Source organism: Stenotrophomonas terrae (genome assembly GCF_001431465.1).
Classification (GTDB): domain Bacteria; phylum Pseudomonadota; class Gammaproteobacteria; order Xanthomonadales; family Xanthomonadaceae; genus Stenotrophomonas; species Stenotrophomonas terrae.
Genome location: NZ_LDJJ01000036.1, coordinates 76,730 through 99,096 on the forward strand (window position 1 = coordinate 76,730; position 22,367 = coordinate 99,096).

Annotated in this window: 13 protein-coding genes; 10 read left to right on the forward strand and 3 right to left on the reverse strand. The window is 65.9% G+C overall.

Going from position 1 to position 22,367, the window contains the following annotated elements:
* Positions 1–130: 130 nt before the first annotated feature.
* Positions 131–2,233, reverse strand: a complete 2,103-nt coding sequence (locus ABB27_RS11355; RefSeq protein ID WP_057628812.1) for a glycosyltransferase — start codon at positions 2,231–2,233, stop codon at positions 131–133.
* Between the two features lie 96 nt (positions 2,234–2,329).
* Between ABB27_RS11355 and mrcB the strand changes: the two genes are divergently transcribed.
* The 4 genes from mrcB (at position 2,330) to tsaB (ending at position 8,274) form a co-directional block, all read left to right on the forward strand.
* A complete protein-coding gene (gene mrcB / locus ABB27_RS11360) occupies positions 2,330–4,756 on the forward strand; it encodes a penicillin-binding protein 1B (RefSeq protein ID WP_057628813.1) in 2,427 nt (808 codons plus the stop codon).
* An 8-nt stretch (positions 4,757–4,764) separates the two neighbouring features.
* A complete protein-coding gene (locus tag ABB27_RS11365) occupies positions 4,765–5,298 on the forward strand; it encodes a hypothetical protein (protein WP_057628814.1) in 534 nt (177 codons plus the stop codon).
* 148 nt (positions 5,299–5,446) lie between these two features.
* Complete coding sequence (yoaA, locus tag ABB27_RS11370) at positions 5,447–7,558, forward strand: DNA repair helicase YoaA (protein ID WP_057628815.1); 2,112 nt, start codon at positions 5,447–5,449, stop codon at positions 7,556–7,558.
* An 8-nt stretch (positions 7,559–7,566) separates the two neighbouring features.
* Entirely contained in the window at positions 7,567–8,274 is a 708-nt protein-coding gene (tsaB, locus tag ABB27_RS11375) for a tRNA (adenosine(37)-N6)-threonylcarbamoyltransferase complex dimerization subunit type 1 TsaB (protein ID WP_057628816.1), read from the forward strand.
* 265 nt (positions 8,275–8,539) lie between these two features.
* On the opposite strand, the gene ABB27_RS11380 is transcribed toward tsaB, so the two are convergent.
* Positions 8,540–9,430, reverse strand: coding sequence for an energy transducer TonB family protein (locus tag ABB27_RS11380; protein WP_057628817.1), 891 nt, complete (start codon positions 9,428–9,430; stop codon positions 8,540–8,542).
* Positions 9,430–10,377 (reverse strand): glutathione synthase, encoded by a 948-nt coding sequence (gene gshB, locus ABB27_RS11385; protein WP_057628818.1) that lies wholly within the window; start codon positions 10,375–10,377, stop codon positions 9,430–9,432. The genes ABB27_RS11380 and gshB overlap by 1 nt, the downstream gene beginning before the upstream one ends.
* A gap of 241 nt (positions 10,378–10,618) precedes the next feature.
* On the opposite strand from gshB, the gene pilG reads away from it, so the two are divergent.
* The 6 genes from pilG (at position 10,619) to ABB27_RS11415 (ending at position 22,363) form a co-directional block, all read left to right on the forward strand.
* Positions 10,619–11,020: a twitching motility response regulator PilG gene (pilG, locus tag ABB27_RS11390; protein ID WP_057628851.1), complete on the forward strand. Its 402-nt coding sequence runs from the start codon at positions 10,619–10,621 to the stop codon at positions 11,018–11,020.
* A gap of 19 nt (positions 11,021–11,039) precedes the next feature.
* The gene (locus ABB27_RS11395) at positions 11,040–11,402 is read left to right on the forward strand and encodes a response regulator (RefSeq protein WP_057628819.1); all 363 of its coding nucleotides are present in this window, start codon (positions 11,040–11,042) and stop codon (positions 11,400–11,402) included.
* Positions 11,402–11,932 carry a chemotaxis protein CheW gene (locus ABB27_RS11400; RefSeq protein WP_057628820.1) on the forward strand — a complete coding sequence of 177 codons (531 nt, stop codon included), beginning with the start codon at positions 11,402–11,404 and terminating at the stop codon, positions 11,930–11,932. The genes ABB27_RS11395 and ABB27_RS11400 overlap by 1 nt, the downstream gene beginning before the upstream one ends.
* 41 nt (positions 11,933–11,973) lie before the next feature.
* Complete coding sequence (locus ABB27_RS11405; protein ID WP_057628821.1) at positions 11,974–14,010, forward strand: methyl-accepting chemotaxis protein; 2,037 nt, start codon at positions 11,974–11,976, stop codon at positions 14,008–14,010.
* A gap of 108 nt (positions 14,011–14,118) precedes the next feature.
* A complete protein-coding gene (locus tag ABB27_RS11410) occupies positions 14,119–21,039 on the forward strand; it encodes an Hpt domain-containing protein (RefSeq protein ID WP_057628822.1) in 6,921 nt (2,306 codons plus the stop codon).
* On the forward strand, positions 21,026–22,363 hold the full coding sequence (locus ABB27_RS11415) for a chemotaxis protein CheB (RefSeq protein WP_152984544.1): 1,338 nt from the start codon (positions 21,026–21,028) through the stop codon (positions 22,361–22,363). The genes ABB27_RS11410 and ABB27_RS11415 overlap by 14 nt, the downstream gene beginning before the upstream one ends.
* Positions 22,364–22,367: the final 4 nt, after the last annotated feature.

Consider the following 22,367-nt stretch of genomic DNA (forward strand, 5'->3'; position numbering starts at 1 on the left):
CGCTGCACCCTGGGCCGTGGCAGATGTGGTGTTGAGCGCAGCGTGGCCGGATCAGCCAATCGCGGCGGGTCCAGCAAGAATCGCTGCCGGACTGTGCGTGCTTGAACGCAGCTGGGGCAGGCTGCGGCTGCTATTTGGCGAAAAACACCCGTTGCACGGCCTGCTTTGCGGCATCCATCGAGAAGTGCCTGCTGATGTTGGCCAAGCCGTTGTCGGATAAGCGCTGCCAGAGTTCGGCGTCGTCATACAGACGCAGCACGGCGTCGGCGAAGGCCTGTGCGCCGTCGGCAACCAGCACGTCCTGGCCGTGCTGCAGGTGCATGCCTTCCACGCCGCAGGTGGTGGCCACTACCGGCTGGCCGTGGGCCATGCTCAGGTTGACCTTGCCCTTGACCCCTGCGCCGAAACGGAGCGGGGCCACGGCAACGCGCATGCCGGTCATGAAGGGAACCACATCCGGTACATAGCCATGCACCTGTACACCGGGCCGGGTGGCAGCCAGAGTGTGGATGCTGGCGGGTACATCGGCACCGATGCAGTGGAAACCGATATCCGGGCGCTGCGCATGGATGAGCGGAAACACCTCGCCGATGAACCAGGTCATCGCATCCAGATTCGGTGGGTGGCGAAAGCCGCCGACGAATACAAGATCATGCCGTTGCGCCCAGGGTTCTCCTGCGCCGGCGATCTCATGCAGGTTGGATAGCAGCTCCACCCGTACCTGCGGTGCATCCGTGGCGAGTTGTTCCTTTTCCGCAGCGCTGACCAGCAAGGTCACATCGGTTGCTGCCATCACCGCCAGTTCGCTGGTGCGGGTGCGCTCGGCGCTGCGCAGCAGGCGTTGGTCGCGGGCCAGCTCCGCGCCACGGCGCTCGCGCAGATAGTGCAGGTCGACGGTGTCGAACACAGTTCGCGCCTGCGCTGCGAACTGCTTGAGCAGGGGCAGGCATTCGTTGGCGACGTGGTAGCGCACCAACATGACCACGGCGAAACGTTTGCCGTTGTCACGCAGCCAACTGCCGACGCGGTCGAGGAAGGGCGCATGCCAGACTTCCACGCCGATCGCCTGTAGGGCCTCGGTGGCACGGCTGGCCGGTTCGCCGCGGGTCGGCAGGAACACCACATGGGCGCCTTCGGCCAGCAACATGCGGATCAGGTTGAACTGGCGCAGCGAGGCCGAGTCACGGTCGGGCTGCGGCACGCACTCGTCGATGATCAGGATCTGCCGCTGGTGGCGGTGCAGCAGGGCAGGCGACGGCACGCTGCCCGGTGCGGGCTGCGCGGCAAGCGCGTCCTGCCAGGCGCTGGCGAACACGGCCTGGTTGCGGACCTGGTAGGCCTTGACCCCACTGCTGGTATCGGTGCCATTGCTGGTGCCCTCATCGTGCACGACGCGGCTGGCAGGCTGCACCAGCACGCGGCGTCCGGCGGCGCGCACCTTGAATGCCAGGTCGGTGTCTTCGTAGTAGGCCGGCGCATAGCGGCTGTCCAGCCCGCCCAGTTCCTCAAACAACAGCCGCGGGATGGCCAGGGCGGCGCCGGAGCAGTAGTCGGCATCGCGCAATGCGCTGTAGCGCGGGTCTTCGGCAGATTCAAAGCGGCCGTAGCTCCAGCAGCTGCCATCGGCAAAGACCACGCCGCCGGATTCCTGCAGGCGGCCATCGGGATACAACAGCTGGGCGCCGACCAGGCCGGCGTCGGGTACCTGCGCGAAAGTGGCCAGCAGCGCATCCAGCCAACCGGGCTGGGGGATGGTGTCGTTGTTCAGCAGCACCACGTGGTCGCCGCGGCTGAGCCGCAGGCCATCATTGCAGGCGGCGATGAAACCGCCGTTGCTTGCGCGCAGGTGGTAGCGCAGTCCGTCGATCTGCTGCATCCACTCGCGGGTGCTGTCGCTGCTGCCATCGTCGATGACCAGGATCTCGCAGCTGCTGGCAGGCGGATGCGCGGCCAGGGCGCGCAGGCAGGCCAGGGTATGGGCGCAGTGGTTGTATACCGGGATGACGATGCTGGCTGCCGGTTGCTCGCTGCGCGGCACGCTGAACGGAACGAACGGGCCGTTGTCAGGGAAATACAGCGGCTCACGCTGCGCGGGCGGCTGGCGCCGGGTATGCACACCCACCCGGTGCAGGGTGGCGCGCCAGCCACGGGTGCGCAGGCTGGCCAGGCCGCGACGGGCCAGGCCGATGATGCGATTGACGGCGTAGCGCACATCGGCCAGCGAAATCGACATTCCTTTGGAACTCCAGCTTAAGCAGGGAACAAGCAGCCAACGCCCCCCGGGATGCGGCTGCGTTAGACTCAGTGCAACTCACATTCTCGCATCCCTGTGCCACGACGCCACGATTCCGACGAGTTCGACGACGATACCGACGGCAACAGCCCAGTGTGGCGCAGCCGCTTGATCACCTGGGGATTGGCCGCAGCCGCATTGGGGCTGGGTTTCATGATCCCCTATACGCTGTACCTGAACAGTCAGGTCAGCCAGCGCTTCGGTGAGCTGCGCTGGCAGATCCCAACCCGGGTGTACGCGCGGCCGTTGGTGCTGAGCGCAGGCACGGCGATGAACGCCAATACGCTCAAGACCGAGCTGGCGGCCTCCGGCTACCGCGATGACGGTGCCGGCAGCAGCCCGGGCACCTATCGTGTGCAGGGCGGCAGTTTCACCATTTCCAGTCGTGGCTATGTCGACGTGGACGGCAACGTCGCCCCACGCAAGGTCGATGTGGTGGTATCTGGCGGCCAGGTCGCCTCGTTGCGCGAGGCGGGCAGCCGCAAGGCGCTGAAGGCGGCGCGGCTGGATCCGGCGCGTATCGCCACCTTGTATGGTCAGAAGCAGGAAGAACGGCGGCTGGTGCGGGTGCGCGAAGTGCCCGAACTGCTGGTGACCGGCCTGCAGGCGGTGGAGGACAAGGATTTCGCGCGCCATCACGGCATCGACCTGAGCGGCATCGCGCGGGCGGTCTGGGTGACCGTGCGCAGCGGCGGTGAAACCCGCCAGGGCGCAAGTACCTTGACCCAGCAGTTGGCCCGCAGCGGCCTGCTAGGTATCGGCAAGGAACAGACCCTCACCCGTAAATTCAACGAGGTGCTGTACGCCCTGATCATGGAGGCGCGCTACGACAAGGCCACCATCCTGGAGGCCTATCTCAACCAGGTCTATCTGGGCCAGCGCGGCAAGCAGGCCATCCATGGTGTCTCGTCCGGCGCCGAGTTCTGGTTTGGCCGCGACCTCAATTCGCTGAGCAGCGAGCAGATCGCGCTGCTGATCGGTCTGGTCAAGGGGCCGTCGTACTACGACCCGCGGCGCAATCCTGAGAACGCGCTGGACCGTCGCAACTTCGTGCTGGGCAAGCTGCTTGAAAACAAGCTGATCGACGAAGCCGAGTATCAACGCGCGATCAAGGCACCGCTGGGCGTGTCCAAGAACGCCGGCATCGCTGCAGCCAACCGCTTCCCGGCCTATGTCGATCTGGTGCGCCGCCAGTTGGGCAATGACTATCCGGAAAACGTGCTGCAGGGCGCGGGCTTGAATGTGTTCACCGGCATGTCGCCCTCGGCCCAGGCCTATGCCGAGGGTGCGGTGGCGCACACCATCAAGGCGCTGGAAAACAAGCGCCGCCCGGAGCTGCAGACCGGCCTGGTGGTGACCGACGTACACAACGGTGATGTGCTGGCGGTGGTTGGCAGCCGCGATGTTTCCGAGCCGGGCTTCAACCGTGCCATCGAAGCGCACCGCCAGGTCGGCTCGTTGCTCAAGCCCTTCGTCTACCTGCTTGCATTGGCCCAGCCGGATCGCTTCTCGCTGGCCAGCTGGGTGGATGACTCGCCGGTAACGGTCAAGCTCAGCCGCGGCCGCAACTGGACGCCGGGCAATGCCGACAACCGCAGCCACGGCACGGTGCGGCTGATCGATGCCCTGGCCCGTTCCTACAACCAGGCCACGGTGCGGATTGGCATGCAGGTCGGGCCGGAACGGCTGACCCAGCTGATGAACGTGCTGGCCGGGCTCAAGGCCGAATCCAATCCGGCGGTGATCCTCGGTTCCACCGACCAGAGCCCTTATGGCATGGCCCAGCTGTATCAGTTCCTGGCCTCTGGCGGCGAAATCCAACCCTTGCACGCGGTACGAGGCGTGGTGGATGCGCAGGGCAAGCTGCTCAAGCGTTACGACAAGAGCCCGGCGCCAGCGCAGGAAGGCGATTCAATTGCTGCCAACCTGATCAGCGTTGGCCTGCAGCAGGTGGTTTCCAGCGGCACCGCGTCGGGGCTGAATGCCGACGGTCTGTCGCGGCTGCAGGCGGCCGGCAAGACCGGTACCTCCAACGATGGCCGCGACAGCTGGTATGCCGGCTATACCGGTGACCATCTGGCGGTGATCTGGATGGGTAACGACCAGAACGAACAGACCGGCTTGTTTGGTGCCTCCGGCGCGATGCGGGTGTGGTCGGGCATCTTCCGCAACCTGCCCAGCAAGGCCTTGCATGTGAACAACAAGGGCCTGGACTGGCAGTACGTGGAAGCGGCAGGCAGCAATGCCACCGATGAATCCTGCCCGGGCGCGCGCCGTTTCCCGTTTGTGGTGGGCTATGCACCGCCGTACGTGCCGTGCGCACTGCCGCCGGAAGTGCCGCTGCAGGAGGGTGCCGAGGGTACGCAGGAGCAATCAGGCGGTGGCTGGCGTGGTTGGTTGGGCCTGGACCGCAAGGAACCTGAACCGGCTGCGGCCCCCGCTGCGCAGACGCCTGCGCGATAATCCTGCTTATGAAGACGACGTATCTGATCCGCTCCGCGCTGGTTGCTGCTGCAGCCGTTCTGTCACTTGCAGGCTGTGTCAGCTCACCACCGGTGGCGCCGCGCGCGGCCGTTGATAACACCACGCCGGCACAACGGTTGGCAGCGGTGGATGCGATTGCCGGTGCCGATGATACCGAGCTGTCGGTGCAGCCGCTGCGCGATGCGCAGGTGGACGATCTGCGCCAGACCGCCATTGCCCAGCGCAAGGCTGGTGACCTGGCTGCCGCCGCGGAAGCCTTGAACCAGGCCCTGCTGCTGGTCAACGATGACCCGGGCATCCTGCAGGAGCGTGCCGATATCGCCTTGCTGCAGGCCGACTGGGTGCGTGCCGAGACGCTGTCCAAGAAGGCCCTGGACCTGGGCTCGCGCACCGGCCCGTTGTGCCGCCGCCATTGGGCAACCATCGAGCAATCGCGCCTGGCCCGTGGGGAAACACAGAACGCCGTCTCCGCGCATGCGCAGATCGAAGGCTGCACGGTGCCGGGGATCAAGCGTTTTTGATGTGAGCAGGGCATCGGGCGCAGGGAATCGACAACGCGAATGCGGCAACGCGTGGCGTGAAGCAGGCTGGGTTTTCACCGGCCCAGCGCCCGTTGCTGTGATTGCCGGCCGATGCCCTTGTCCATTGCCTGTTGCCGGCCGCTGAAACATGTCCAGCCTAGTCACCGCCAGCTGCGAAGCACTCAGTGAAGGCGGCGCGCTTGCGCGCCAGCTCGATGCCTTCGTGCCGCGGCCGGCCCAGCTGCGGCTGACTGGCGCCATCGCCGAGACCTTCCAGCAGCGCGATGTGCTGCTGGCCGAGGCCGGTACCGGCACCGGCAAGACCTATGCCTATCTGGTGCCGGCGCTGCTGTCCGGTTTGAAGACGATAGTCTCCACCGGCACCCGCGCGCTGCAGGATCAGCTGTACCACCGCGATCTGCCGCGGGTGCGCGCCGCATTGGGTGTTGGCCATCGCGCCGCCTTGTTGAAGGGGCGGGCGAATTATCTGTGTCGCTACCGGCTGGACCAGGCGCGCGGCGAACCGCGCTTCACTTCAACCGAGCAGGTGGCGCAGTTCCAGCGCATCCTCGCCTGGTCCGGGCGCACCCAGTACGGCGACATGGCCGAACTCGATGGCCTGGCCGATGACTCGCCGTTGCTGCCGATGGTGACCTCGACGGTGGACAACTGCCTGGGCACCGATTGCCCGTTCTGGGGCGATTGCTTCGTGGTGCAGGCGCGGCAGCGGGCGCAGGAAGCGGATCTGGTGGTGGTCAATCATCATCTGCTGCTGGCCGACCTGGCACTGAAGCAGGAAGGTTTCGGCGAGATCCTGCCGGGTGCGCAGGCCTTCGTCATCGACGAGGCACACCAGTTGCCCGAACTTGCCGCCAACTTCTTCGGTGAAGGCTTTGGCATGCGTCCGTGGCAGGAACTGGCCCGTGACTGCCTGGCCGAATGCCGCAGCGTTGCCGGTGCGCAGGCAACACTGCAGCAACCGGTGGCGACGCTGGAGCTGGCGCTGCGTGAACTGCGCGAGGCGATGGAAAAATTGCCGCAGCGTGGCACCCGCTGGCGTGCCTTGGCGGTGCCGGCGGTTGCCGAAGGCTTTGATGCGGTTGCGGCGGCGATGGCGCAGCTGCGCGATGCGCTCAGCCTTGTGCGCGAAACCTCGCCAGGGCTGGATGCCTGCCACGCGCGCGCGCTCGAAGGCGTGTCACGGCTTTCGCGCTGGCTCGACGATGGCGATGCTGGCGCCGTCGATGCATGGGATATCGATGATGCGCCGGTGGCAGCGGACGATGCCGCTGCCGAGCCATCACCAACCGCTGGCGATTCTCTGTTTCCTGCCGACGATGGCAACGATGTGCTGTGGTACGAGCTGACCCCGCGCGGCTTCCGTTGCCAGCGCACGCCGATGGACGTGTCCGGCCCGCTGCGCGAGCACCGCCTGCGTTCGATGGCAGCATGGGTGTTCACCTCGGCCACCTTGACCGTCGACGGTGGCTTCGAACATCTGGCCAAACGGCTGGGCCTGGATGATCCGGATACCTTGGTCCAGCCCAGTCCGTTTGACTGGCAGCAGCAGGCCTTGTGCTACCTGCCGCAGCAGTTGCCCGACCCAGCGGCGCGCGGCTATGGCGCGGCGCTGATCGCGACCCTGCGGCCGGTACTGGAGGCCTCGCAGGGCAGGGCATTCCTGTTGTTCGCCTCGCACCGTGCCTTGCGTGAGGCCGCTGAAGCGCTGCGTGACGGGCCCTGGCCGCTGTTCGTACAGGGCGAGGCGCCGCGCGCCAGTCTGCTGCAGCGTTTCCGCGAGTCCGGCAATGGCGTGCTGCTGGGCGCGGCCAGCTTCCGCGAAGGTGTGGACGTGGTCGGCGATGCGCTGAGCGTGGTGGTGATCGACAAGCTGCCGTTCGCCGCCCCCGATGACCCGGTATTCGAAGCGCGGCTGGATGCGATCCGCCGTCAAGGCGGTAATCCGTTCCGCGACGAACAGTTGCCGCAGGCGGTGATCGCCCTCAAGCAGGGGGTAGGCCGGCTGATCCGCAGCGAGACCGACCGTGGCGTGCTGGTGCTGTGCGACCCGCGCCTGCTGTCGCGCAGCTATGGGCGGGTCTTTCTTGATTCACTGCCGCCATTCCGGCGTACCCGTGCACTGGCCGATGTGCAGGCGTTCTTTGCGCGACAATGGGCGCCGGAGCACGGGCCGCCGCCAGCGGCTGAAGAGCCATCCGTCGATGCGGATACCGCTGCGCCCCCCTTTTCCTTGTCGTGATTGTCGCCATGAAGCTGCTTGCCTTTGAAACCGCCACCGAAGCCTGTTCCGTCGCCCTGTATGTGGATGGGCAGGTATTGGAGCGGTTTGAGGTCGCGCCGCGCCGGCACGCCGAGTTGAGCCTGCCCTGGGCCGAGCAGTTGCTGGCCGAAGCCGGCATTGCCCGCAGCCAGCTGGATGCCATCGCGCTCAGCCGTGGGCCCGGCGCCTTCACCGGCGTGCGCCTGGCCATCGCCATCGCGCAGGGCATTGCCCTGGCGCTGGACCGGCCCTTGCTGCCGGTATCCACCCTGCAGACGCTGGCGCTGCGCGCGCCGGCAGATGCACCGCGGGTGCTGGCCTGCATCGATGCGCGGATGGGGGAGCTGTACGCAGCACGCTACCTGCGCGATGCCAGTGGCGAGTTGCAGTTGCAGGAGCGCGAGTTGCTGGTCGCTCCCGATGCGGTGCAGCTGCCGGCCGATGACAGCATATGGGCCGGCGTTGGTACCGGCTTTGCGGCGGGCGAGGGTGTGTTGAGCACGCGCCTGCAGTCGCGCCTGGGCAGCGTGGATGCACAGGCATTGCCGCGTGCCGCCGACGTGCTGAAGATCGCCGTGCCGGCGATGCTGCGTGGCGAAGCGATCGCCCCGGAGCTGGTGCAGCCCGCCTATCTGCGCGACAACGTCGCGTTGACCCTGGTCGAGCAACAGGCGCTGCGCGATTCCAAGCGCTGAAGCAGCGGTGAGGTTTGATGCTTTTGTGGGAGCGGTGTAAACCGCGAAGCTCACGTGCACTCAGATCGCAGGATGCCGATTGTTCGAATAACGCCAGTTTCGCGGTTTACACCGCTCCCACAACAACACGGCAGTAACACCGCCCCCTTGTAGGAGCGGCGTCAGCCGCGAAGCTCGTACGTTCCCAGATAGCGATCAGACCGGTGGCTCAGATGGCACCAGCTTCGCGGCTTATGCCGCTCCCACAAGACCAGCACAAAGCGGCTCAACGATCGTCGTGCAGCTGGCCGCCGGGCAGGAACATCCAGGTGCGGGTGACCTGCAGGATGTCGATGTCGTCGCTGGTCTCGGGCAGGGCCGGGAATGGCTGCGCCTGTTCGATCACGCGCAGCGCGGTGGCGTCCAGCAAGGGTACGCCACTGCTGCGCAGGATGCGGCTGCTTTCAACGCTGCCGTCGCGGCGTACACCGACGGTGATCACCACCTGGCCGCCGAGCCGGCGCTGGCGCGCCTCATCGGGGTAGTTGAGGTTGCCCACCCGTTCGGCGCGGTCAACCCAGGCGCGCAGGTAGTTGGCATAGGCGTATTCGCGGGTGCTGGCCGAGACGAATTTGCGGTTCGGACGCTTGGCGTATTGCTCGGAACGTAGATGCACCTCGGCCGCCAGCCGCGCCATCGCCGCATCGCGCTGCTCGCGCGCGTTCATCGGTGCATTGGCGTCGGGACGGTCCGGCAAGGGCTGGGTCTGCGCGCTGGCCACCGTGTCCTTGCCCTGGCTGCTGGTGATGATGCGGGCCTGCGGTGGTGGCGGTGCTGCCGCACTCTGCGCCTGCAGCGGCACCGGGGCCAGCCCGTTCTGAACCTGCGGCACAATGCCGGCCTGCGCATCGCGCGGGCGCTGGGCGGTGTCGTGGTCGCCGCCGCCCTGCTGGTTGGCCTGGGCCAGGAAATCAGCCTGCTTGGGCGTAAGCGGGGTGCTGGTCTGACTGAAGATCACATCCAGGGTGGGCACCAGTGGGGCGTTGTCGCTCACTGCAAAGCCCACCCCGAGGATCAACAGGCCATGCACCAGCGTGGACAGCACCAGGGTGGCGGTCAGGCGTTGCTGTTCGCTGACCCGCGGGGCGGCGGGCAGGACCTCAGGCTGCGAATACATCAGGCCAGGCCAGCCTCGATGGCATCGAACAGCTGGCCGGCGATGTTCAGGCCGAACTGGGCATCGAGTTCGCGCACGCAGGTGGGGCTGGTGACGTTGACCTCGGTCAGGTAGTCACCAATCACGTCCAGGCCGACGAAGCGCATGCCGCGGCGCTTCATTTCCGGGCCCACCTGGGCGGCGATCCAGCGGTCGCGCTCGCTCAGCGGGCGGCCTTCGCCGCGGCCGCCGGCAGCCAGGTTGCCGCGGAACTCATCACCCTGCGGGATCCGCGCCAGGCAATAGTCCACCGGCACGCCGTCGATCAGCAGGATGCGTTTGTCGCCCGCCGTGATGTCGGGGATGAAGCGCTGCGCCAGCGCCAGGTGCTGGCCGCCGTCGGTCAGCGTCTCCAGGATCACGTTGAGGTTGGGGTCGCCGGTGCCGCTGCGGAAGATCGAGCGCCCGCCCATGCCGTCCAGCGGCTTCAATACGGCCTGCCCATGCTCCAGCACGAAGGCCTTCAGCTCGCGCGCGTTGCGGCTGACCAGGGTCGGCGGGCAGCATTGCGGGAACAGCAGGGCCGCCAGCTTCTCGTTGAAATCGCGCAGCCCCTGCGGATCGTTGACCACGCAGGCACCGGCCTGCTGGGCGATGCTCAGCACGTGGGTGTCGTACAGGTACTCGCCATCGAACGGCGGGTCCTTGCGCATCAGCACGATCTGCCCCGGGCCGAATGCCAGGGGGGCGAACTCGCCCAAACTGAACCAGCCGGCCTTGTCGTCACGGACCTGCAGCGGTGCCACCTCGGCCTGGGCCTGACCGCCGTGCAGCGACAAGCCGCCGGGGCGTACATAGTGCAGCCGGTGGCCACGGCGCTGGGCTTCCAGCAGCATGGCAAAGGTGGTGTCCTTGGCGATCTTGATGTTGGCGATGGGGTCCATCACCACGATGACGTCTAAAGGCATGTCTTGAATCCGGCAGATCTGGAGGAGGATGTTAGCGGTTCGCGGCGGGGTCGCACAGCGCGGAAAGCGGAACGCTGAGGCTGAATGGCGTTGCGCTTTTATTGCGAACTAGGTCACATTATCTTGACAATCAGTCAAGTCCTGCAGGCATCGCTTGACAGTTTGCGGCTGGGCTGGGATATAGATGCGCTTTCGCGGCAGCATCGCGTTCGGTGCCGGTCGCGCGTTCGGGGAACAACAAATGGTTGAAAACATGGCTGCGGGTGGGGAACTCGCAGGGCTGAAGGTGATGGTCATCGATGACTCGAAGACCATCCGGCGTACGGCTGAAACACTGCTCAAGCGTGAAGGTTGCGAAGTGGTCACCGCCACTGACGGTTTCGAGGCATTGGCCAAGATTGCCGACCAGCAACCGCAGATCATCTTCGTCGACATCATGATGCCGCGTCTGGATGGCTATCAGACCTGTGCGTTGATCAAGGGCAACCAGCTCTTCAAGTCGACGCCGGTGATCATGCTGTCATCCAAGGATGGCCTGTTCGATAAGGCCCGGGGCCGCATCGTCGGTTCCGAGCAATACCTCACCAAGCCATTTACCCGCGACGAACTGCTAGGTGCCATCCGCACATACGTCAACGCCTGACCAGGGGGGAAAGGCAAAAATGGCTCGAATTCTTTTGATCGAGGACTCACCGACCGACAGGGCGGTGTTTACACAGTGGTTGCTCAAGGCTGGGCACGAGGTGCTGTCGGCAGACAATGCCGAGGACGGCCTGCAGATTGCCCGTGAGCAAGGCCCGCAGCTGGTGCTGATGGACGTGGTGTTGCCGGGGATGAGTGGTTTCCAGGCAACCCGCGCGCTGTCGCGTGACGAGGCTACGCGTGACATCCCGGTGTTGATCGTCAGCACCAAGGGCATGGAAACCGACAAGGCCTGGGGCATGCGGCAAGGTGCCAGCGACTACATCGTCAAGCCGCCGCGCGAGGATGATCTGATCGCGCGGATCAACAAACTGGTGGGTTGATGCGTTCTCCATTCGACATCCTTGAAGCCTACGAACGCCGCAGTCTGGCGCACGCGGTACAGCTGCCTGAGCGGAGCTTTTCGCAGGATGTCTGGCGTGGCGTGGGTTACCGCGTTGGCAGCCGGTATCTGGTCTCCGATTTCCGCGAAGTGGTGGAAATCGTGCCGATGCCGCCGGTTACCCCGGTACCCGGCGCACAACCGTGGTTGCTGGGCGTGGGCAACCTGCGCGGCAACCTGTTCCCGGTGGTGGACCTGAAGAACTTCCTGGAAGGCGAGCGCACCGCACCGCAGGAAGGCCAGCGCGTGTTGATCATGCGCCAGAGCGGCGGCGACGTAGCCCTGGTGATCGACGAACTGTACGGCCAGCGCAGCTTCGAAGCGCCGATGCAGGTGCCTGCCGGCGACATCGCGCAGGGGCGCTATGCGCACTTCGTCGAACGCGCCTTCCATGATGAAGGCCGTGACTGGGGCGTGTTCTCGCTGTCGCTGCTTTCCCGCACTCCTGAATTCCGGCAAGCGGCCGCCTGAACGGCGCGCTTGCCTCTTCGTATTGAGACCGAGGTCGAACGATGAGTACTGCTCCTGAAGCCGCCAAGGCAGGCAAGCTTGGCAACGTAAGCACCAACTTCTGGTTGGGCTTGTTGGTGCTCTCGATGGTCGTGTTCGGTGCCAACACCGGCGTGGCCACCTGGCAGGGCAGCCGCCTGGCCGGTGCCAGTACCGGCGCTGCCGACCTGCAGGTGCTGTCACAGCAGCTGGCCAACCAGGGCCGTGAAGCCGTGGCCGGTAGCCGCGAAAGCTACGCAGCGTTCAAGGACACGCGCAGCAAGGTGGAAAGTACCGTCAGCGAGTTGCAGGGCCGTTACGGCAACGAGACCGGCGTGTCCGGTCCGTTGGGCGCACTGGTTGATACCTGGAAGCCGCTGTCCAAGAACGCCGAGCAGATCGTCGCTTCCGAGCCGGCGGTACTGGCCCTGGCCGGTAACGCTGACAGCTTCGTCGGCGCGGTGCCGCAGCTGCAGGCACAGTTGAACGAAGTGGTGCGGGCGATGACCGCCGGTGGCGCCCAGTCCTCGCAGGTCTACAACGGCCTGCAGCAGGTGGTGGTGGTAGGCACCATGGCCCGTCGCGTGACCGAAATCCGTGCCGGTGGTGCCGGTGCAAGCGGCGCCGGTGACGCGCTGGCGCGCGACATGGTGGTGTTCACCCAGGTGCTGGAAGGCCTGCGCAACGGCAATGAAGAAATGGGCATCGCCGCCGTACGCAATGCCAATGCACAGGTTGCGCTGGAACAGTCGGCCAACCAGTGGGCCAAGATGAAGAAGGATGCCGACGCCATTCTGGCCAGCTCGCGCAACCTGTTTGCTGCGCAGTCCTCGGCGGCCGCACTGGCCACCGGCTCGGACAAGATGCTGGAGCGCAGCCGCAAGCTGTTCGACGCGTTCTCGGCCTTCGGTTCGGCCCGCGATACCCGCATCTTCCCGAACTTCTGGTGGAGTGTGATCTTCGGCGGCCTGTCGGTGCTGTCGATCATTGGCTTCGTCTGGAGCACGGTGCGTACCCGTTCGCGCGAGCAGGACGTGCGTTACCAGACCCAGGTGGAATTCAACAGCCGCAACCAGCAGGCAATTATGCGTCTGCTGGACGAAATCAGCTCGCTCGGTGAAGGTGACCTGACGGTAAAGGCCTCGGTGACCGAGGACATGACCGGCGCCATCGCCGACGCTATCAACTACGCCGTGGACGAACTGCGCCACCTGGTGACCACCATCAACGACATCTCCTCGAAGGTGGCGGTGTCGGCACAGGAAACCCAGGCAACGGCAATGCAGCTGGCCGAGGCCGCCGGCCACCAGGCCGACGAGATCACCAGCGCCTCGGACCGTATCGGCGAAATCGCAACCTCCATTGAGCAGGTGTCGCGCAACTCGACCGAGTCGGCCGAAGTGGCACAGCGCTCGGTGGTGATCGCGACCGAAGGTGCCGGCGTGGTGCGCCAGACCATCCAGGGCATGGACCAGATCCGCGACCAGATCCAGGAAACCTCCAAGCGCATCAAGCGCCTGGGTGAGTCCTCGCAGGAGATCGGCTCGATCGTGGAACTGATCAACGACATTTCCGAGCAGACCAACATCCTGGCATTGAACGCGGCCGTGCAGGCAGCGTCGGCCGGTGAGGCCGGCCGCGGTTTCGCTGTGGTGGCCGACGAAGTGCAGCGACTGGCAGAACGTACCTCCGGCGCAACGCGTCGAATCGAAGGTCTGGTGCAGGCCATTCAGGCCGATACCAACGAAGCGGTTACCTCGATGGAACAGACCACCGCCGAAGTGGTATCCGGTGCACGTCTGGCCGAAGACGCCGGTACCGCACTGACCGAAATCGAGCGCGTGTCCAACGCGCTCAACAACTTGATCAAAAGCATCTCCATCGCCGCCAACCAGCAGGCCTCGGCAGCTACCGACATCACCCAGACGATGGGTGTCATTCGGCAGATTACCGGCCAGACCTCGCAGGGCGCCGGGCAGACCGCCGACTCGCTGGGTCAGTTGAACCAGTTGGCGGCAGAGCTGCGCCGTTCGGTGGCCGACTTCAAGTTGCCGGCCTGAACGGACTGATCGGGCGGGGATGCAAAGGAATCAGCAGATGAAGTTTCGTCACAAACCAACGCAGGGCCGCCCGGACGGCATGCAATTGATGCTGCACGGGGGAGTGCGATGAGTACCTTGCGCGATGCGATGAGCCACGCAGCTCTGGGTTGGGTGAAACCCGAGCTGGACGAGACCCTGCGCCAGGTGCGCAATGAGGTCGAGGCTTACGTCGAAGAACCCAGCGACAGCAGCCGCATGCGCTTCTGCGCCGGCTACCTGCACCAGGTGCAGGGCACGCTGCGCATGGTCGAGCTGTACGCCCCGGCGATGGTCGCCGAGGAGCTGGAGCTGCTCGCCAATGCGGTACGCGATGGCGCCATCCCGGACCGCGACGAAGCCTGCGCCACGCTGATGCGTGGCACCGTTCTGCTGCCCGATTACCTGGAACGCCTGCAGAACGGCCACCGCGATATTCCCATCGTGCTGCTGCCGCTGCTCAATGACATCCGCGCCGCGCGCGGCGCTGAAGGCATCAACGAAAGCGTGTTGTTCGCTTTCAACCCCGATGCCAGCAACGCCAGCGCCGATGAGCTGGAGCACGCCCGCGGCAGCTTGAGCGGGCGCAACCGCGAGCTGCTCGACACCGTCGGCAGTGCGGTCAAGGAAGAACTGATGCGCATCAAGGATGCGCTCGATCTGCATATGCGCATGGACGGCAATCCGGCCGACCTGCAGGTGCAGGTCAACGAGCTGGGCGCCGTTTCCGACACGCTCGGCGTGATGGGCCTGGGCGTTGCCCGTGGCATCGTCGCGCAGCAGCGTGATGCCCTGCGCGAAGTGGTCAACGGCAGTCGCCAGATCGACGACAACCTGTTGCTGGATATCGCCGGCGCGTTGCTCTATGTGGACGCATCACTGGATGACCAGGTGGCGCACCTCGGCGCCAATGTCTCCGGCGACGACGATCCGGGCTCGGTGGAAACCCGCCGCACGGTGGAGGTGCTGGCGCACGAAGCCATTGCCAACTTCACCGCTGCGCGCGAATCGTTCGTGGCCTTCATCGAGACCAATTGGGATCACGCACGGCTGGCCGAAGTGCCACGTCTGCTGGGCGAAGTGTCCGGTGCCCTGCGCATGCTGGAACTGCCGGTGCCGGCAGACTATCTGCAGGCCGTGCGCCAGTACATCGATGTCGAACTGATCGCGCGTCAACGCGTTCCCAGTGGGCGTCAGCTCGACACCCTGGCCGATGCGATGGCCAGCCTGGAATACTTCCTGGAAGCCCTGCGCGATCGCCGTCCCGGCCGCGAGGAAATCCTCGACATCACCCGCACCAGCCTGGAAACCCTGCGTTACTGGCCGATCCCGGCCTTGCAGGCTGGCGTTGAAGCCGGCGGTGCGCCGTTCGTGGGCGGGACTGCCCCCGCAGCGCCCGTCGATGTCGCCGCAACGCCGTGGGCGGCTGCGGCAAACGAACCGCTGGCGGCCGATCCGGCGCCCGTGCCGGCCGTTGCCATCGTCGAAGAAGCCGCGCGTGCAGAAGACGCAGTAGCGTCCGATGTCGTGCCAGTCGCCGAGCAGGCGCCGGTCAGCGTCGCGCCGGTGATGCCGCCGCCATTGCCGCCGGTTGAGCTGGAGGACAAGCCGCAGGCAGCAGCTGCCGAATACCCGTTGGTGTTTGGCGCGGCCATCAATGCCGTGGCCACGCCGGTGCATCCGCTGCAGGTGCCGAATGTGTCGGGGCCGTTCGCCCCGGCCGAGCCTGCCGCTGCGGAGATATCCGCATTTGATCCGGTTGCCGCCGAGGGCACGCTGTCCGAGGACAGCAGCTTCGAGCTGGCGCCGTTGGCGCTCGAAGGGCAGGAAACCAGCAGTGCTTCCGAATCTGCGCCGGCATCGTTTGCCGCAGCGTTCGATCCGGTCGCGGCCGAGGACCTCGCTGTAGGCGACGCTGGCGACACCTACCGTTTTGATGATTCCCTGCTGACCCTGGACGGCACCGACGCTGCAGCGCTGCAGGCAGCCGATCTGGCCAAGGTCGAGCTTGCCGATGGCGACGTCTTCTTCAGCGCCGAGCTGGAAGCGGTTGCCCCGGCGTTCGATGCCGACGCACAGACGGTTGCACAGACCGCCAACAGCTGGGAGCTGGATACCGCGCCGGCAGCACTCGCTGATGCTGGCATTGCCAGCGATGCGCTGACGCTGGGGACGACGCCTGCCGACAGCCTGGAAGCCGCCTCGATCGAGCCGGTTTCCGAGCTGGCTGAGCCGGTGTCCAAGCTCGATACGGAAACCGCCGCGTTCATGGCGCAGCTCGATGCTGCCGCCGAAGCCTTCGATCCGTTTGCATTGCCGGAATCCCTGCAGGCCGAGCTGGTCACCGCCGACGTGGCCGACGCTGCGATCAATGGTGCGGCGCCCGCAAAGCACGCAGCGCCGGTACACCAGCTTGAAGGTGGCTTCATCGATGGCGGCGACGTCATCGATCAGGACATCCGCGAAGTCTTCATCGAAGAGTTCGACGAAGAACTGGAGAATCTGGGCAACCTGTTGCCGGCATGGCGTGCGGCACCGGCCAATATGGAACGCCTGCGCCCGGTGCGCCGCGTATTCCATACGCTCAAGGGCAGTGGTCGCCTGGTTGGCGCGCGCACCCTGGGTGAGTTCAGCTGGAAGATCGAGAGCATGCTCAACCGCGTGCTTGATGGCAGCCGTCCCGCCAGCCCTGCGGTACTTGCCGCGGTAACCCTGGCGTATGAAGTATTGCCGGAACTGAATGCCGCCCTGCGCGGTGCGGGCAGTATCCACTCCGATCTGCTTGGCATACAGGACGTGGCTGATCGCGTCGCCGCAGGCGAAGAAGCGTTCTACGTCGCCGGTGTCAGCGCAGTTGCCGACGCCGCCCCGGTGCAGGATGTCGCCCCGGCGGCAGATGTCGCCGAACCGGTTGTGCCGGCCGAGCCCGAGCTTGTCGCAGCTGACGAAGACAACGATGCAGCCGGCACCCCGGCCTCGGTCGACGAGGTGCTGCGCGAAATCCTGGAAGCCGAGATCGGTGCCCATCTGGACACGGTCAACACCTGGCTGGCCGGATCCGTGGCGCAGCCACAGCCGGTCTCCGAAGACCTGTTGCGCGCCGTGCACACCATGAGTGGCGCCTTCGCAATGACCGATGTGCCGGTGATCACCCAGATCACCAGCCCGGCGGAAACCTTCGTCAAGCGTTCGCTGGCAGCGGCGGTCACGCCGACCCCGGCGGGCGTGGATGCACTGGCGCAGATGGCCTCGGCCGTGCACACCACCATCACCGCGCTGCGCGCTGCTTCGCCACGCATTCCGGCATTCCCGGGTGTGGCCGAGCGCCTGCAGTCGCTGGTCGATGCCTTGCCTGATGCCAAATGGCCGCCGATGGCCGCCGAGGATGAGCTGGTCATCGTCGATTCGATCGACACAGATGCAGCGCAGGCTCCGCTGTCGGCAGGCAACGACGTGAGCGCCGAACTGGTTGGCGTCGAAGACCTGTCGGCTTACTTCGACTCCAGCTTGTTGGATGAAACCCCGGGTGACGCCGTATCGGTGGTCGCCGCTGAACCGCCGATTGCCGCGTTTGAGCCGGAAATCGTCCTGCCGACCGGCCTGGACGAGCACGCGACTGCGGTCACCCTGGCGGAAGCGCCGGAATCCGCAGAAGCTGTCGAAACCGAAACGTCGTCGGTCGCGTTTGCAGCCGATGCCGCTGTTGAAGCCGAGCCGGCAACGGCTGCTTTTGCTGACGAAGTGCATGCGCAGGAAGACGCTGCCGCGGCAGACGCCTCGCAGCTGGCGGTGGATGCGGTAGACGGTTACGACGCAGTCCGGGCTTCGACCTGGGGCCTCGCATCCGATGCCGTTGAGCCGACGCAGGCCGTGGAAAGCACCGACGCGCCGCTGGCGGTCGAAGCTTCCGGGTCTGCTACCGAATCCGTCATTGCTGCAGATGCCGAGACGGCGTCTGACGATGCAGTGGCCAAGCAGATTGAAAACAATCAGGACGACGCACCGGCTGCTGCCGAAGTTTCCGCCCACGCCGATGATCACGATAGCGTCATTGCGCGCGCCCTGGCCATCGCCACTGGTGCCGGTGCACTGGCTGCTGGCGTGGCCTATGCAGGCACGACCGATGCCGATGCTGAAGCATCGGAGCTGGCAGCGCAGAGCGAACAGGACGCACAGCCGCTGACGCAGGCCGTTGAGGCGCCGCAGGTTGTCGAGACTGCGCAGAGCGCTGAACAGTACGAACAAGACATTGCCGGCAACGCCGAGCAGGCAGCGGCGGATGTTGTGCAGCTGGACGAAGATGCGGTGGCTGCGACTGCCGAAGCTCCCGTGTCCGAGCTGGAGTCCGTTGATCCGCTGGATGCGTCTGCAACTGTCGCAGCGCAGATCGAACAGGACGAGCCGGTAGACGAAGCTGCCGCAACCGAAGACGCGGCATCGCTCGAAGACGCCGCCCAGCTTGAAGTTGTCGAAGCCGTCGAAGCAGTTGAAGCGGTCGAAGCCGTCGAGATTGTCGATCCGGCTGCGTTCGAGTCCGTCGTCGTTGCGAAGGCCACGCTGGCACCACTGACCGCAGCTCTGCCGGAGCCGGTGGAGGCGCCTGCCGCCGCTGCTGCCGTCCACGAACTGGACGCCGGCCCGCTGAACTTCGCCGACCTGGATCGTGAGCTGGTCGATATCTTTGTCGAGGAAGGCAAGGATCTGCTCGACCATTGCGATGGTCTGATCAATGACATGCGCGCTGCGCCGGAAGATCGCGAAGCGCTGGCTGGCCTGCAGCGTGATCTGCACACCCTCAAGGGTGGCGCACGCATGGCCGGCATCAACGCCATCGGCGACCTCGGCCATGGCATCGAATCGCTGCTGGAAGCCGTTGCGGCCAATCGCACCGAGATCACCCGCGGCGATGTGCAGCTGCTGGAGCGCGGCTTCGACCGTCTGCACCAGCTGCTGATCCGTACCGGCGAGCACCGTGCGGTGCTGATGCCGACGGATCTGATCGAAGCCTTTGAGGCCCGTACCGACGGCCGTGCCGAAGCCGCACAGGCACCGGTCGAGGCGGCCATCACGGCATCCGATGCGGTTGCTGTCGAGGCCGTGGAGGAATCGGTGCAGCCGCAGCCGCTGGCACATATCGAGCCCTTGTCCGCACCGTTGCGCGAAGAACAGGCCGGTGCCGAAGAAGAAGGCGCACCGCGCGGACAGGAACAGGTGCGTGTACGCGCCGACCTGCTCGACAGCCTGGTCAACCACGCCGGCGAAGTGGCGATCTACCGTTCGCGCCTGGAACAGCAGCTCGGTGCCTTCCGTGGCGCCATGGCCGAATTGGATCGCACCAACGCCCGTCTGCGCGACCAGCTGCGTCGTCTGGATCTGGAAACCGAAGCGCAGATCGTGGCCCGTTACCGCCGCGAGCACGAACAGGCCGACCAGACCTTCGATCCGCTGGAACTGGACCGTTTCTCCACCCTGCAGCAGCTCAGCCGTGCGCTGAACGAATCGGCAGCCGACTTGGGCGGTCTGCAAGGTGTGCTCGACGATCTGTCGCGCAACTACGACACGCTGCTGCAACAGCAGTCGCGTGTGAGCTCGGAACTGCAGGACGGCTTGATGCGTGCGCGCATGGTGCCGTTCGATGGCCTGGTGCCGCGCCTGCGTCGCGTGGTGCGCCAAGCCGCGCAGGAAACCGAAAAGCAGGTGCACCTGAAGCTGGAAGGCACCCACGGCGAACTCGATCGCAACGTGCTTGATCGCATGGTCGCGCCGCTGGAGCACATGCTGCGCAACTCGGTTGCCCATGGTCTGGAGCAGCCGGCTGCACGTACTGCCGCAGGCAAGCCGGAAGAAGGCGAAATCGCCCTGCGTCTGCGCCGCGAAGGCTCGGAAATCGTGCTGGAAGTCGGCGATGACGGTGCCGGCCTGGACCGCGAGGCGATCCGTCGCCGTGCCGAGCAGCGTGGCCTGCTGGGTGCCGGCGAGCAGATCGACGATACCCAGCTGGACCAGATGATCTTTGCATCGGGCTTCAGCACCAGCGAGCAGGTCAGCCAGCTGTCCGGGCGTGGTGTCGGCATGGACGTGGTGCGCAACGAAGTGCGTCAGCTTGGCGGCTCGGTGGACATCCACTCGGTGCGTGGCCAGGGTGCGACCTTCACCTTGCGCCTGCCGCAGACGCTGGCGGTCACCCAGGCGGTGTTCGTGCGTATCGGCGAAACCACTTACGCGGTGCCGGTGGCATCGGTCAGCGGTATCGGCCGCATCTCCCGCCAGCGTTTCGAGTCGGGGCAGGGCGGTTACCACTACAACGGCGAAGACTTCAGCCTGTACAACCTGGGCACCCTGGTGGGCCAGGTTGCCGCCAAGGCCGAAGGCCAGACCGAGATCCCGTTGCTGCTGGTGCGCTCCGGCGACCTGCGTGCAGCGGTGGCGATCGACCAGGTGCTGGGCAACCGCGAAGTCGTGGTCAAGCCGGTCGGCCTGCAGATTGCCTCGGTACCGGGCATCTACGGTGCCACCATCACCGGCGAAGGCAATGTGGTGGTGATCCTGGACGTGGCACCGCTGGTGCGTCGTCATCTGACCCAGCCGCAGCAGACGGTGGAAGTGATCGAGGCCAGCAGCCAGCGCCATGTGCCGCTGGTGATGGTGGTCGACGACTCGCTGACCATGCGCAAGGTCACCGGCCGCGTGCTGGAGCGTCACAACCTGGATGTGGTCGCCGCACGCGACGGCGTGGAAGCGTTGGAGCAGCTGGAAGAGCGCATCCCGGACCTGATGTTGCTGGATATCGAAATGCCGCGCATGGACGGCTACGAGCTGGCCACCGCGATGCGTGCCGATCCGCGTTACAAGAACATTCCGATCGTGATGATCACCTCGCGCAGTGGCGACAAGCATCGCCAGCGCGCATTCGAGATCGGCGTGCAACGCTATCTCGGCAAGCCGTACCAGGAGTTGGATTTGATGCGCAATGTCTACGACCTGCTGGGGATCGCCCGTGCACGCGACTGACGACACTGCCAAGCCGGTTGCCCTGCTGGCCCGTGCCGGCGCCGCCCGCGATCGCCTGCGCGAAGCACTGATCGCTGCCGGTGGCCGCATCGTGCTGGAGGAAGACCCCAACCAGCTGGAGCCCGCCACGCTGACCTCGGCTGCGCCGCAGGTGGTGCTGGTCGCGCTGGAGCCGGCGGTCGAGGACGCGCTGGAACGGCTGGAATCGGTGCTGGAAACCCCGGAGCTGTCCTTGTTGTTCGAGGAAGCCGAACTGGCCGCGCGTCGCGAAGGCTGGGAGGCGCAGCGTTGGATCCGTCACCTGGCGGCCAAGCTGCAGGGCCATGGCAATGTACTGCCGCCGGGTCTGGAGCATGAAGACGCCGAGCCCGCCATCACCCTGGAACCCGGCCTGCCGCCGCGTCCGGCCGATGGCCATGTGGATGCGCCGCTGCAGTTCCATCTGGATGAGGCGCAGGTGCAGGCCTATGACCTGCCCGCCGATGAAATCTACGAGGTGCCGGCGAGTGCGCGTGAGCCGCATGCGCAGGTGCTGTCGTTCGAGGAACTGATTGCCGGTGCCGCACAGCCGTCGCCAGTCGAAACCGTGCCGCCGCCGCTGCCGCCGGAACCGGTTGCTTCGGTCGATCCTGCGGCCAAGGTCGCAGTGGCGCCGATCGGGGATTTCAGCAGCTGGTCCTTGCTGGACGAGGATGGCTATGAGACGGCGCCCGCCGCGCCGGTAGCCGCCGAGCCGCCGCCGGCACTGGCCAGCCTGCTCAACAGCGAGCTGTCCCTGGTGGACCTGGATGAAGGTGCTGCCGAGGGCAATGGCGCGGTGTTGTTGATTGCCGGCATTGGTGGTCCGGATGCGGTGCGCCGCGTGCTGGCCGGCCTGCCGGAAGATTTCTCGCGCCCGGTGCTGGTGCAGCTGCGCCTGGACGGTGGCCGCTACGCCAACCTGGTCAAGCAGATGGCACGGGCAACGCCGCTGCCGGTCAGCCTGGCCGATCCCGGTCAGGGCCTGAACCCGGGCGAGGTCTATATTCTTCCCGACCTCATCGGCCTGGAATCCGCCGCTGGCGGCCTGCGCTTCTGCGCCGAAGCCAACGATCTGCTGCAGGCCCTGCAAGCAGACCGCAGCGCGGTGCTGATGCTCAGTGGTGCCGATGTGGCGATGGTCGCGCCGGTGCTGGAATTCGCTGGCAAGGGTGGCTGGGTGGCAGGGCAGATCGGTGAGGGTTGCTATGACCCGGCCGCTGCCAGCCAGTTGGCTGTTGCTGGCATGAGCGCCGGTGATCCGGAATACCTCGCCGCCGAATTGGCTGTGCATTGCGCGGCGTGACCGC